12 protein-coding genes are annotated in these 12,543 nt (G+C 74.5%); 7 read left to right on the forward strand and 5 right to left on the reverse strand.

Annotated features, from left to right (window positions below):
- Window positions 1-135 precede the first annotated feature (135 nt).
- From QP089_RS07980 to QP089_RS07990, 3 genes are all read right to left on the reverse strand, one after another.
- On the reverse strand, window positions 136-1,554 hold the full coding sequence (locus QP089_RS07980; RefSeq protein WP_285910719.1) for an FAD/NAD(P)-binding protein: 1,419 nt from the start codon (window positions 1,552-1,554) through the stop codon (window positions 136-138).
- A complete protein-coding gene (locus QP089_RS07985; protein ID WP_285910720.1) occupies window positions 1,551-2,732 on the reverse strand; it encodes an acyl-CoA dehydrogenase family protein in 1,182 nt (393 codons plus the stop codon). The genes QP089_RS07980 and QP089_RS07985 overlap by 4 nt, the downstream gene beginning before the upstream one ends.
- Window positions 2,733-2,826: 94 nt before the next feature.
- A complete protein-coding gene (locus tag QP089_RS07990) occupies window positions 2,827-3,624 on the reverse strand; it encodes an IclR family transcriptional regulator (RefSeq protein ID WP_285910721.1) in 798 nt (265 codons plus the stop codon).
- 60 nt (window positions 3,625-3,684) lie between these two features.
- Here QP089_RS07990 and QP089_RS07995 point away from each other — a divergent pair, with 60 nt between their 5' ends.
- From QP089_RS07995 to QP089_RS08025, 7 genes are read left to right on the forward strand one after another with little or no spacing between them, the layout of a single operon-like run.
- Window positions 3,685-4,701, forward strand: a complete 1,017-nt coding sequence (locus tag QP089_RS07995) for an ABC transporter substrate-binding protein (protein ID WP_285910722.1) — start codon at window positions 3,685-3,687, stop codon at window positions 4,699-4,701.
- The gene (locus QP089_RS08000) at window positions 4,698-5,699 is read left to right on the forward strand and encodes an NrtA/SsuA/CpmA family ABC transporter substrate-binding protein (protein WP_285910723.1); all 1,002 of its coding nucleotides are present in this window, start codon (window positions 4,698-4,700) and stop codon (window positions 5,697-5,699) included. Before QP089_RS07995 ends, QP089_RS08000 begins: the two co-directional genes overlap by 4 nt.
- Window positions 5,696-6,535, forward strand: coding sequence for an ABC transporter permease (locus QP089_RS08005; protein WP_285910724.1), 840 nt, complete (start codon window positions 5,696-5,698; stop codon window positions 6,533-6,535). The genes QP089_RS08000 and QP089_RS08005 overlap by 4 nt, the downstream gene beginning before the upstream one ends.
- Window positions 6,532-7,308 (forward strand): ABC transporter ATP-binding protein, encoded by a 777-nt coding sequence (locus tag QP089_RS08010; RefSeq protein ID WP_285910725.1) that lies wholly within the window; start codon window positions 6,532-6,534, stop codon window positions 7,306-7,308. The genes QP089_RS08005 and QP089_RS08010 overlap by 4 nt, the downstream gene beginning before the upstream one ends.
- Window positions 7,305-8,123 carry an LLM class flavin-dependent oxidoreductase gene (locus tag QP089_RS08015; RefSeq protein WP_285910726.1) on the forward strand — a complete coding sequence of 273 codons (819 nt, stop codon included), beginning with the start codon at window positions 7,305-7,307 and terminating at the stop codon, window positions 8,121-8,123. The genes QP089_RS08010 and QP089_RS08015 overlap by 4 nt, the downstream gene beginning before the upstream one ends.
- Window positions 8,113-9,225 (forward strand): LLM class flavin-dependent oxidoreductase, encoded by a 1,113-nt coding sequence (locus QP089_RS08020; RefSeq protein ID WP_285910727.1) that lies wholly within the window; start codon window positions 8,113-8,115, stop codon window positions 9,223-9,225. The genes QP089_RS08015 and QP089_RS08020 overlap by 11 nt, the downstream gene beginning before the upstream one ends.
- On the forward strand, window positions 9,222-10,136 hold the full coding sequence (locus QP089_RS08025) for an ABC transporter substrate-binding protein (protein ID WP_285910728.1): 915 nt from the start codon (window positions 9,222-9,224) through the stop codon (window positions 10,134-10,136). Before QP089_RS08020 ends, QP089_RS08025 begins: the two co-directional genes overlap by 4 nt.
- Window positions 10,137-10,222: 86 nt before the next feature.
- Here the strand turns inward: QP089_RS08025 and QP089_RS08030 are convergent, their stop codons facing one another.
- Window positions 10,223-11,119 (reverse strand): RNA polymerase sigma-70 factor, encoded by an 897-nt coding sequence (locus QP089_RS08030; protein WP_285910729.1) that lies wholly within the window; start codon window positions 11,117-11,119, stop codon window positions 10,223-10,225.
- Window positions 11,120-11,168: 49 nt separating this feature from the next.
- Complete coding sequence (locus QP089_RS08035; RefSeq protein WP_285910730.1) at window positions 11,169-12,374, reverse strand: NAD(P)/FAD-dependent oxidoreductase; 1,206 nt, start codon at window positions 12,372-12,374, stop codon at window positions 11,169-11,171.
- Window positions 12,375-12,543 lie beyond the last annotated feature (169 nt).

Here is a 12,543-nt window from a genome sequence, read left to right on the forward strand (position 1 = left end):
CGAGATCCGCGCTCACCGGTGCCCGATCGACCGGGAGCGCGGATCGTGCTGGGCTTCGCGGACCGACGACATGATCATGCAACTTAGTCGGGTTTTCCGATATGTCAAGTAGGGAAACTTCGACCGGGCGGCGCGCTACGTCGGGATCGCCTGGTTCTCCCTGCTGGACGCGCGGTGAGCGGAACGGCCGAGGAGGGCCAGACGGTCGGCGAGGACGGCCGCCTGGGCGCGGATCTCCGGGATGGCCGTGGTCTCGTAGCGGACTCCGCGCAGGGGCGGTCCGAGGGTGAACACGTTGGGGTGGGGACGGCCCGCCGCGTCGCGGACGGCGCCGCCGGCGTCGGCGTCCAGCCCGAGGCCGAGAGGTCCGGGGCGGGCGATCCCCGCGCTGACGAGGCCGGACAGGAACGTGTCGGTCGCAGGGCCGGCCGCGGGCCCCGTGCCGTTGACCAGCCAGCCGACGTTCACCTCCGCGGCTTCGCCGTCGCTGGCGATCCTCACGGCGAGCCGGTGTTCCGCGTCGGTTCGGACCTCGTCGATGCGGCCGCGCAGGACGCGCAGGCGTCCGGCGGCGCGCAGAGCGTCGATCCGGGCGGCCGAGGCGGGCGGGATCCGGTGGCGGTGCACCTCCCAATGCCGGGCGACGAGATCGAGGAAGCGCCGCCGGTCGGCTTCCGAAAGCCGTCCCCACAAGGCCGGGACGTGCGGCCGGACGGCGTCGACGAAGCCGTGCCACTCCCCGCCGTTGCCGCGGACGGCGAGCCTGCTCCAGCGCAGCAGCTCGCGCAGGCTCATCGGTTCGGCCGGCAGCACGATCCCGGCCTCGGGCGGGCGCGGCGGCGGATGGTGCGGCCGGGGCAGCAACCCGTGCCGGGAAACGGCATGAACGACGCGGTCCGGATCCTGGCCGGTGAGGCTGATGGCCAGGTCGACCATCGTCAGTCCGGTGCCGACGATCAGGACGGGCGCGTCGTCGTCAATGACGTCCAGTGCCCCGCGTCGCCACGGGTCGGCGATGTAGCGGTGCGCCGGCGGTTGCCAGAGCAGGCGGCTCGGTGCCTGGTTGCCGACGGCCAGCACGACCGCGTCGGCCAGGTGGGAAGTGCCGTCGGCCAGGTGGAGTTTCCAGCCTCCGGTCAGGGGTTCCGCCTCGAGGGCGAGCACGGTGCCGGTCAGCTCGGTCAGATGGCCCGGCCGCGCCCGAGCCGAGGCATCGAGCAGGTTCCGCAGGTAGCGGCCGTACAGGGGGCGCGGGAGGAAGTCCTCTCCCGACGCCTCGATTCCTTGCGAGCACGTCCAGTCCAAGAGGTGGCCCGGGTCGTCCTGGACACCGCTCATGTTCGCCGCGCGGGCGTTCAGCAGGTGGTTCGAATCCTGGGTGGAGTACGCCTGGCCCCGGCCGTGCAGCCCGTCCCTGTCGATGAGGAGCAGGCGCGGTACCGCGCCGGCGCGACGCAGGAGATGCGCGGCCAGCAGCGTCGCACTCGCTCCCCCGCCGACCACCGCGACCAGTGGCTTGCCTTCGCTGCGATCGACGCGGTGGGGCAGGGTCACGGTGCGGCCTTCCTTTCGGGAGGGAACTCGCCGGTCAGGAACTCCCGGCCGACCTCGGTCTGCCGGTAGGCCACCGGGTCGTCGAGGGCGCGGGCGTAGCGCCAGAACCGGGCCAGGCCCGGGCTCGACCGGGCCGAGCCGGGACCGGCGAGCTCGAAGACGCGGGAGGCGACCGCCAGCGCGGCCTGGACGGCGGCGATCTTCGCGGTGGCGACCAGCACCGCCGGCGCGCCGCACCCCCGCCCGGACGGCTCCGCGCCGTCCGCCCCGTGCAGGGCCGGGCTCAGCTCCTCGACGGCCTGATCCGCCAGCGCCCGCGCCGCGCGCACCTGCGCCAGCAGGCCGCCGTAGGCGCCGGACAGGTAGGCGTCGCCGCCGTTCCGCCTCGCCTGCCCGAGCGGCCAGGGCCGGGTCCTGGCGACCGCGTGCGCGCGGGCGGCGTTCAGGGCTCCTTCGGCGATGCCGACGTAGAGCTGCGCGAACATCAGCTGGATGGCGGGCGCGATCAGCGCGGCCGATGCGGCGCGGGCACCGGGCGGCCGGCCGATGACGTCGTCCTCGTTCACGGCGGCCCCGGCGAAGCGGACCTCTGCGTCCCCGGCCCGCACGACACCGGGGCCGGCCGGATCGACCAGGACCATCAGCGGCTCCCCGGTGCCGGTGCGGGTGGCACCGACGGAGAGGCGGTCGGCGAGGACGGCGCCGGGTGCGAGCGCGGTCGCGCCGTCCAGGTGGAGGCCGCCGCGCGGGCCCGTCACCAGCGTCGGCGCGGTCTCGCGCGGGTCGGGCGCGCCGCCCAGGAGCCATGCCCCGGCCGCCGCGCGCGGCCAGACCCGCTCGCGGGCCTCCTCCGCGCCGAGGAGAGCGGGCGTCCAGGTCAGCAGGTAGTGGTGTCCGAGCAGCAGCCCGATGTCGCCGTTGACGGCGGCGACCTCGCGCACGACCTGGTAGGCGGTGCGCCAGCAGGCTCCGCCGCCGCCGTGGTGCGCGGGGATCGGCAGCGTGAGCAGCCCGGCCCGCCGCAGGGCCTCGGCGGCGCGCGCCTGCGGGCGGCCGGCGTACCGGCCGTCCGGGTCGTCCACGTCCGGGCCGGCGGCGGTGGTCCGGGCCAGCGCGAGCCAGTCGGCGTGGTCGCGCGGGGATGCCCGCCGCGCTGGCTGGTCGCATGTGGTGGTCACGGTCGTCTCCCAAGGGCCGGGCCGCATCCGGCGGACGCGGGGAGTGTAGGCGCGCGTCCGACAAAAAGTCAATTAAAGCAGTAGGAAATACCGGTTATTGGCGGCCGGGCCCGGGCCCCTGCCCCGGCCAGCCGCGCCGTTCGTCCGGCGGCAGCAGCAGCACCTCCATCGCCCGCGCGCAGGACTGGGCGTGCGCCAGGAACCACGGGACCCGCGCGTCCGAGACGACCTCGGGCGTCGAGCGCAGCGCGAGCGCGTAGCGGGCGTGGCCGGCCCGGTCCAGCAGCGGGACGGCGAGGGTGCGCACGCCCTCGGCGGACTCGCCGTCGTTCATCGCGTGCCCGGCGGCGCGGACCCGCTCGACCTCCGCGCGCAGCTCGTCCACGTCCGCGATGGTCCGGCCGGTGAGCGGGCGCAGCGGCGCCAGCCCGGCCAGGTCGTCGGCGCCGGGCCGGGGCCAGGCGAGCAGCACCTTGCCGAGCGCGGTGGAGTGCAGCGGGCGGCGCAGCCCGACGCCGTCCTCGGTGCGCCGCACGGTGCCGCCGGCGAGCAGCAGCGCGTGGTCGCCGCTGCGGATCGCGAGGTCGGCCGTCGTCCCGGTGACGCGGGCCAGGTGCTCCAGTTCCGGCGCGACCCGGTGCAGGCCCTGCTGGTGGAACGACAGCAGGCCCAGCTCGGTCAGCGCCGGGCCGATGCGGTAGCGGGCGGCCGGGTCGCGGACGAGGAACTCCGCGCCCGCGAGGGTCTGCGCGAGCCGGTGCGCGGTCGAGGTGCTGAGGCCGAGGCGGCGGGCGAGGGCGGACGCGGTCGGCGGCGGGCCGCCGTCGCGGAAGCAGAGCAGGAGGTCCAGCGCGCGCCACACCGCCTGCCCGCCGGCGGGAGTTTCTGCCATGTTTCCCACCCTATGGGATCTATATTGAGTTGGTAGGTTTTGTTGGCAATACTCGCCGCCATGGCCGACACCCGTCCCCGGGACCTGTGGTTCACCCGCTGTCCCGTCCCCACTGCCACCGGCATCGCCGCAGACCAGGGCTGGCTCGCGGCGGAGTTCGCCGCCGACGGCATCGCCGTGCGCTCGCTCCAGGACGCGGGCGCCGGAGCCGTCCGCGGCGAGCACTTCCGCCACCGGCTTCCCACGCTCGTCCGCGAGGGCGGCAACGTCCCCGCGCTGTGGGCCCGCTCCACCGGCGCGCCGACCCGCCTGGTCGGCCTCACCTGGTTCGAGGAGCGGCAGGTCGTGCTGGCCCGCCCGGGCGCGGGCGTGCACGGCCCGCACGACCTCAAGGGCCGCCGCCTCGCCGTCCCGCGCCGCTCCATCGAGATCGACTTCTGGCGCGCGATGGCGCTGCGCGGCTTCGACGGCGCGCTCCGCCAGGCCGGGCTGACCCTCGCCGACGCCGAGCTCGTCGACCTCGACGGCGACGCCCTCCCCGGGCAATGGGAGGCCGAGCTCGCGGCGCTGCGCGACGGCCGCGTCGACGCCGTGTACACCAAGGGCTCGGTCGCCGTGGAGACCGCCGCCCGCTACGGCGCGAAGGTCGCGATCGACCTCGACGCCCTGCCTGACCGCCGGTGGCGGGTCAACAACGGGACGCCGCGTCCGATCACCGTCGACCAGCGGCTGCTCGACGACCAACCCGACCTGGTCGTCCGGTTCCTCGCCGTACTGCTCGGCGCCGCCGACTGGGCCCGCGACCATCCCGGCGACCTCGCCCGCATCCTGCGGGACGAGACCGGCTCGGGCGCCGAGGGCGTCGCCCGCGCCTACGGCGACGGCTTCCACCGCGACCTGCACGCCGGTCTCGGCGCCGACCGCCTCGCGCTGCTGGCCGAGCAGGAGGAGTTCCTGCGCCGGCACGGCTTCCACGACGCCCCGGTGGACGTGTCCGCCTGGGCCGATCCCGCACCCCTCGCCGCCGCGCGCGACCTCGTCCCGCGGCTCGCCTTCGTCGCACAGGAGCATCCATGAAGCGTTTCCCCGCCCTTCCGGCCCTGGCCGCCGGCGCCCTCGCGGTCCTGCTCGCCGCCACGGGCTGCGGCGGCTCGGACGCGGACGCGTCCGGCGGCGGGACGATCACCATCCGCGTCCCCGACCCGGGCAACTCCGGGGTGCTCGCCGCCGGGAAGAAGGACGGCAGCCTGGCCAAGGCGCTGTCGGCCGTGCACGCGAAGGTCGCGTGGACGGGCAGCGCCGGGCCGTTCGCGCCCGCCGCGCAGGAGCTGAACGCCGGCGAACTGGACTTCGCGCAGGGCTCGATCACCTCCGCGATCGCCGCGCTCGCCCAGAAGCCCGGCTTCAAGCTGTTCGCCCAGATCGCCCCCGACAAGATCGGCGAGGGGATCCTGGTCCGCAAGGACTCCCCGATCCGGACGCCCCGCGACCTGGTCGGCAAGTCGGTCGCGGTGAACAAGGGCGGGACCGCCGAGTACCTGCTGCTCAAGGCGCTCGCCGCGTCCGGGATCAAGCCGGACCAGGTGAAGCGCGTCTACCTCAACCCCGCGCAGACCGCCCCCGTCTTCAACTCCGGGAAGGTCGACGCGTGGGCGGTCTGGGCGACGTACTCGCTCCCCGAGATGGCCGCGACCAGCGCGCGCTTCCTGGTGAACGGCGGGCAGATCGGGTCGCAGAACTACTCGGTGTGGGCCGTCCGGACGAAGCTCGCCGACGCGCACCCCGAGGTCGTCAAGGCGTTCTACCAGTACCTCCACGACCGCGGGCAGGACCAGATCAAGAACCCCGGCGCCTACGTCAACGTGTTCACCAAGGCGGGGCCGCAGGCCGTCAGCGGCGCCGCCGAGCGGCTCACCGTGCAGAACCTCGCGCAGGGCGCGACCGCCGGGCCCATCGGGGCGGCCGACCTCACCGGATTCGCGAGCGTCGCGCAGTTCTTCGCCGACCAGAAGATCACCCCGGTGAAGGTGGACGTCAAGCCGTACGTCGTGACGCTGCCCGGGAGCGGGACATGACCGCCGCCCCTGCCGAGACAGCCGCGTATGCCGATCTCGTCGTCCCGCGCCCGCGCATCCCGAGGCCGCGGCGCCGCGGCGTGACCGTCGCGCTGCGCACCCTCGGCCCGCTCGCGCTGCTCGGCGGCTGGTGGCTGGCGTCCGCGACCGGGGTGCTCAGCCCCGACGTACTCGCCTCGCCCGCGACGGTCGCGGACGCGGCCCGCGAGCTGTGGACGGACGGCCAGCTCACCGACGCGCTGCGCGTCTCGCTGACCCGCGCGGTGCTCGGCCTGGCGTGCGGGCTCGCCGCCGGGCTGCTGCTCGGCGTCGTCACCGGCTTCTCCCGCCTCGGTGAGGAACTGCTGGACTCGCCGCTGCAACTGCTCCGCGCGCTGCCGTTCCTGTCGCTCGTCCCGCTGTTCATGGTGTGGTTCGGGATCGGCGAATCGGCCCGCGTCATCCTCATCGCCGTCGCCACCACGTTCCCGATGTACGTCTCGACCGCGGGCGGCGTCCGGAACGTGGACCGGCGGCTGCTGGAGGCGATGCGCACGTTCGGCCTCGGCGGGTGGCGGCTCGTCCGCGAGGTCGTGCTGCCGGGCGCGCTGCCCTCGCTGCTCGCCGGGTTCCGGCTGTCGATGACGCTCAGCGTGATCGCGCTGATCGCCGCCGAGGAGATCAACTCCACGTCCGGGATCGGCTACCTGATGACGCAGGCGCAGAGCTTCTCGCGCACCGACATCCTGTCGGTCTGCGTGCTGGTGTACGGGCTGCTCGGGCTGGCCGCCGACCTGCTCGCGCGCGGCGCCGAGCGGCTGCTGATGCCGTGGCGGGCGAAGGAGGCGGCGCGATGAGCACCGGCACGATGAGCACCGCCGTGCACTTGCGGGGCTTGCGCCGGGTCTTCGGGGCCCGCGCCGTCCTGGACGGGGTGGACCTCGACATCGAACGCGGCGAGTTCGTCGCGCTCCTCGGCGCCAGCGGCACCGGCAAGACGACGCTGCTGCGGATCCTCGGCGCCCTCGACCGGCCAGACGGCGGCACCGTCCTGGTGCCCGAGGCCCGCACGATCGTCTTCCAGGAACCGCGGCTGGTGCCGTCGAAGCGCGTCCTGGGCAACGTCGTCGTCGGGCTGCCGCGCGGCGCCGCCATGCAGGAGAAGGGGAGGCGGGCGCTCGCGGAGGTCGGCCTCGCCGACCACGCGCGGGCGTGGCCGCACACGCTGTCCGGTGGCGAGGCGCAGCGGGTCGCGCTGGCGCGGGCACTGGTCCGGGAACCGGAACTGCTGCTGCTAGACGAGCCGTTCGCCGCGCTCGACGCGCTGACCCGGCTGCGGATGCAGGACCTCGTCGACGACCTGGTCCGCACCCACCGTCCGGCGGTGCTGCTGGTCACCCACGACGTGGACGAGGCGATCCGGCTGGCCGACCGGGTCGCGGTGCTGAAGGACGGCCGGCTGGTCACCGACGAGCGGGTGGCGGCACGGCGTCCCCGCGACGCCGCCGATCCCGCGTTCACCGCGCTGCGCCGCCGGCTGCTGGCCGACCTCGGCGTCCGGCTCACCGGCCCCGAGCCGGAGTCCGAGAAGGAGAAGGCCGGACGGCCGCCGGAAGGAGCGATACGTTGACCCGCTTGCATGTCGTGGCGCCCACTCGCGCGCCCGGACGGGCGGTGCTGCCCGATTTCGTCACCGACGTGCGGCCTCGCACCGTCGAGCCCGAGCATCGCGCGGTGGGCCGGGCCGCTGAGTTGGGCGGGCTGGACGGCGTGCTCGTCCCGTTCGACCCGGGCGGCCACGACCCGCTGGTCCTCGCGGCGGCGGTGCTGCGCGACACCCGGCACATCCAGGTGGCGGCCGAGTTCCATCCGGCGATCGCGACGCCCGTCTACGCGGCGAAGCTGTCGGCGTCCTTGCAGCGCTACACCGGCGGGCGGCTCGCGTGGCGGCTCGCCGTCGACCTCTCCCCCGACGTCGCCCGCGCGCACGGCGACTACCTGGAGGGCCCGGCCCGCTACGCCCGCGCCGACGAGTTCCTGACCATCGCGAAGGGCGTGTGGGGCGAGCGGCCGTACACCTTCGAGGGCGAGCACTTCCAGGTGCTCGACGGCGGTTTCCCCGGCTCACGGGTGCCGCGCCCGTTCCCGCGCGTGTACCTGTCCGGGACGTCGCCGGAGGCCCTCGCCCTGTCCGCCAAGCACGCCGACGCGCATCTCATCGGCCCCGACGACGACCCCGGCCTCGTCCCGGACGGCGTCGACCCGGCGCTGCGCCTGCGCGTCGACGCCGAAGACGAGAACGCGCTCGCCGACGAGATCCTGCGCCGCGCCGACGAGGGCGTCGCCGAGTTCTTCGTGGAGCCGGCGGCGACGCCCGCCACCGCGTACTGGCTGGCGCAGCGCGTCCTGCCCCTGCTGCGGAAGGAGACCGAACGTGCCGGTTGACATCTACTGGCGCATCGCGATGGAGGGCGACGCGCCCGCGCTGCGGCTCGGCGACATCACCCGCGGCGGCTTCGGCCCGTACCTGCCCGGCAGCCTCGGCCCCGGCCTGCGCGACGCCGCGCCGGACGGGTACGGCCCCCTCGACTACATGGCGGAGGTGGCGCGGGCGACCGAGCGGTCCGGGTTCGTCGGCGGGCTGATGCCGTCCTTCCCCGAGACCGACGACCCGTGGGCGGCCGCCGCCGCGCTGGCCGGGGAGACCACCGCCTACCGGTTCATGATCGCCTTCCAGCCGGGATTCCTGCATCCCGTCCAGGCTGCGCGGATGTCGGCGTCGTTGCAGGCGGCGACGGGCGGACGCGTCGTCTACAACATCATCTCGGGCGGCGGCGGGCCGCAGCAGCTGTGGTGGGGCGACAAGGTCGACCACGACGACCGGTACGCCCGCACGTCGGAGTTCCTCGACGTGCTGAAGGGCGTGTGGGACGGCCCGTTCGACCACGAGGGCCGCTTCTACCGGGTCGAGGGCGCGGCGCTCCCGCCGGAGCTGCGCGGGCAGCCGTTCCCGGAGATCTACTTCTCCGGCTCGTCGCCCGCCGCGATCGCCGCCGCGGGCCGCCACGCCGACCACTACCTGTCCTGGCTGGAGCCGTTCGACGCGCTCGCCGCGAAGTTCGACCTCGTCCGCGAGCACAGCGACACTCCCCCGAAGTTCGCGGTCCGCGTGGACGTCCTCGCCCGCGAGACGGAGGAGGAGGCGTGGGAGGAGGTGCGCCGGGGCTGGGCGCGGATCGGCGAAGCGCAGCGCACCCCCGACGCGAGCGAGTCCGTCGGCTGGCAGCGGGGACGCGAGTTCACCGCCGGCGCCGGCTCCGACCACCGCGACCTCGAAGTGCAGCCCAACGTGTGGGGCGGCTTCAACCGGCTCCGGCCCGGGCCGCTGTTCGGGCTCGTCGGCGACTACCACCAGGTCGCCGCGCGGCTCGACGAGCTGATCGACCTCGGCGTGGACGCCTTCATCCTCGCGGGCGTCCCCCACCTCGAAGAGGCCCAGCGCGTGGGCCGCCACGTCCTGCCCCTCCTGAAAGGAAAGACATCATGACCCTGCGCGTCGGCTACTTCCCGCAGAACAACTCGCTGTGGGTACTGCGGCACCGCGGCATCCTCGAACGGGCCGTCCCGGACGTGGAGTGGGTCGACCTGCGGTCGCTGCCCGCCGGGGACCGTCCCGCGCCGACCGAGGGCCTCCCGTCCGGGCACGGCGACCACCTGTTCGACGGCGGCTATGACTTCATCGGCACCGGGTCCACGCCGCCCGTCACGGCGCAGGCGAAGGGGCACGACGTCGTCTACGTGGCGATCTCCGGGCCGCGCGTGGAGAACGGCCGGATCGTCGTCCCGGACGACTCGCCGATCGCCGGCCCCGCCGACCTCAAGGGCCAGCGCGTCGCGCTCGGCCACGGCTCCTGGCAGACCACGCTGCTGCTGCTCGCCCTGGAAAAAGCGGGCTTGACCTGGAGCGACATCGAACCCGTGGACGCCTACGGCAACGCGGCCGACCTGTTCCTGAACGGCGAGGTCGACGCCTGGGTGGGCTCCTACCCCTACCTCACCGACGTCGAGCGGCGCCGTCCCGTCCGGACGGTCATCGAGACGCCGGGCCTGTTCAGCCACCGCTCGCTCTGGTTCACCAGCCGGACGTTCGCCACCGAGCGGCGCGACGAGCTAGCCGCGATCGTCGCCGCGCTCAAGGAGTCGGACGCCTGGATCGAGGCGAACCCGCGCGAGGCCGCGGCGCTGTTCGCCGCCGACGACGGCGGCGACGTCGGCGCCTGGGAGCACGCGCTGCGCACCCGTCCGTGGGGCCTGCACCCGGTGGACGATGGGTTCGTCGCCGAGCAGCAGCACGCCGCCGACCTCTTCCACGCCAACGGCCTCATCCCGCGGCCGGTCACGGTCGCCGACGCGGTCCTGCCCGAGATCAACGAGCTGGTGTCCGCGCCCGCGTCCTGAACGACGCCGGTACTTCGGCCGCCAAGGCGGAGTCGACGGCCGCGGCCCCGCCCCTTGCCCGGGGCGGGGCCGCGGCCGTGCCGGTCTCAGTTCAGGGTGAACGGTGTGGCGGCGGCGATGTGGGCGAGCTTGTCGGGGTTGCGGACGAAGTAGATGCCGGTGACGAAACCCTCCTCGAGGCAGATCGCCATGACGCTGTCGATCTCGCCGTCGAGGCGCAGGAGGAGCGCCGGATCGCCGTTGACGGTGGTGGGCTCGCCGGTCAGCGCGCCTTCCTTGTCGCCGAGGCTGGCGAGGAGGAGGCGGGCCACCTTCGCCAGGCCCGTGACGGGCCGCAGCGCGGCGCTCCTGACGCCGCCGCCGTCGCTGATCAGGACGACGTCGGGGGCGAGCACGTCCAGCACACCTTGCAGGTCGCCGGTCTCCACGGCGTGCTGGAACGACGCGAGGGCGGCCTCGGCCTGGCGCGAGGAGACCACTTCGCGAGGCCGGCGGGCGTCGACGTGCTTGCGGGAGCGGTGCGCGATCTGGCGGACCGCGGCGGGGGTCTTGCCGACCGCCTCCGCGATCTCGTCGTAGTCGACGTCGAAGACCTCGCGCAGGACGAACACGGCCCGCTCGGTCGGCGAGAGGGTCTCCAGGACGAGCATCATCGCCATCGACAGGCTCTCGGCGAGCTCGGCGCTCTCGGCGACGTCCGGCGCGGTGAGCAGCGGCTCGGGCAGCCACGGGCCGACGTAGGACTCCTTGCGGCGCCGCAGGACCCGCAGCCGGTCGAGCGCCCGCCGGGTCGCGACGCGCACGAGGAACGCGCGCTGGTCGCGGACCTGCTCCAGGTCGACCTCGGCCCAGCGCAGCCAGGTCTCCTGCAGGACGTCCTCGGCGTCGGCCGCCGAGCCGAGGATCTCGTAGGCGACGGTGAAGAGCAGGTTGCGGTGGGCGACGAAGGCCTCGGTGGCCGGGTCCGCGGCGTGGTCTTGCATCTTCGAATCCTTCCATGGTGCGGCGCCGGGGCCGCCCGTGCTCCAGTGGCTACGCGACGTGCGCGACCTGGGCGCGCTGCTCCGCGGCCTGGACGCGCTGCTGCCGGGTGTCGTCCTTGGCCTTCAGGACGCGTGCGCCGGGCTTGCGCGCCTCGTCGGTGAGCTGCTTGACGGTGTGGGAGACGACGAACTCCTTCAGGCGCGCGCCCGGACGGCCGCCGACGTAGAACCGGATGGCGGTGTCGTCCTTGCGGGCGAACTGGAAGATGCCGGCGCCGCGGCCGAGGCTGACGCACAGCCCGGCGAAGCCGATGCTGATGGCTTCGGGCCGTCCGCCCTCGATCCGGCGGAGCACGGCGTCGGCGGCGTGCGGGCCGAGCTGGACGGCGGACTGGCAGCCCATCCGGTAGGGCAGGCCCGAGGGCGAGGCCGCGTCCCCGGCGGCGACGATGCGGTCGTCGTCGACGCTGGTCAGGGTCTCGTCGGTGAGGAGGCGGCCCGCCTCGTCGGTGCTGAGGCCGCTGCTGGCGGCCAGGTCGGGAACGCCGAAGCCGGCGGCCCAGATGGTCAGGTGGCCGCGCACCTCGCGGCCGTCGGCGAGGTGCACGGCGTCGGCCGCCACGAACTCCACCCGGGTGCCGGGGCCTTCGAGGACGGTCACGCCGAGGGCCGCCAGCCGCTTGGCGACGAAGCGGCGGCCGTTCGGGTGGAGGTAGGGGCCGAGCTGCCCTCCGCAGACGAGGGTGACGGGACGGCCCGCCTCGGCGAGCTCGGCCGCGGTCTCGATGCCGGTGGCCCCGCCGCCGACGACCGTCAGCGCCGCGGTGGCGGGCGCGGCGGCCACGGTCCGGCGCAGCCGCTCGGCCTCCTCCAGGGTGGCGATCGGGTAGGCGAACTCGTCCGCGCCGGGCACCTCGGGCGCGCCGCTGCGGCTGCCCACCGCGTAGATCAGGTGGTCGTATCCGAGGGTGGCGCCGCCGGCCAGCGAGACGGTGCGCGCCTCCCGGTCGATCCCGGTCGCGGTGTCGACCACGAGCTTGACGCGTTCGCTCAGGACGTCCTTGTAGTCGACGACCGCGTCGTCGGACCCCACCACCAGCTGGTGCAGGCGGATGCGCTCGACGAAGGCCGGACGCGGGTTGACCAGGGTCACGTCCACGTCGTCCCGGCTGGTCAGGCGGTTGGCCGCGAGAACTCCGGCGTATCCCCCGCCGATCACGATGACGTCCGTCCGGCCGCCGCTGTGCTTCGTCATGATCTCTCCTCCGTTCGCTCGGGATTCGCCCACTAGGCGTCCGGCGAAGGGAGCTTGTGACAAGAAGTGGCCCAGATCACATCCGGCGCCGGGTCGTCCCCAACAACTGCGGGTCGTTGTCGTGATCCGCCCCAGGGACGGAGCCGACGGAGCCTTCTCGACATCCGCC

Origin of the sequence: Actinomadura opuntiae (genome assembly GCF_030283205.1) — a bacterium.
In the GTDB taxonomy this organism is placed as follows: Bacteria; Actinomycetota; Actinomycetes; order Streptosporangiales; family Streptosporangiaceae; genus Spirillospora.

Coding starts and splice junctions, on each gene's coding strand:
- QP089_RS07990 (WP_285910721.1), bottom strand. CDS start 3,624: ATGGCAGAAACTCCCGCCGGCGGGCAGGCGGTGTGGCGCGCGCTGGAC.
- QP089_RS07995 (WP_285910722.1), top strand. CDS start 3,685: ATGGCCGACACCCGTCCCCGGGACCTGTGGTTCACCCGCTGTCCCGTC.
- QP089_RS08000 (WP_285910723.1), top strand. CDS start 4,698: ATGAAGCGTTTCCCCGCCCTTCCGGCCCTGGCCGCCGGCGCCCTCGCG.
- QP089_RS08005 (WP_285910724.1), top strand. CDS start 5,696: ATGACCGCCGCCCCTGCCGAGACAGCCGCGTATGCCGATCTCGTCGTC.
- QP089_RS08010 (WP_285910725.1), top strand. CDS start 6,532: ATGAGCACCGGCACGATGAGCACCGCCGTGCACTTGCGGGGCTTGCGC.
- QP089_RS08025 (WP_285910728.1), top strand. CDS start 9,222: ATGACCCTGCGCGTCGGCTACTTCCCGCAGAACAACTCGCTGTGGGTA.
- QP089_RS08030 (WP_285910729.1), bottom strand. CDS start 11,119: ATGCAAGACCACGCCGCGGACCCGGCCACCGAGGCCTTCGTCGCCCAC.
- QP089_RS08035 (WP_285910730.1), bottom strand. CDS start 12,374: ATGACGAAGCACAGCGGCGGCCGGACGGACGTCATCGTGATCGGCGGG.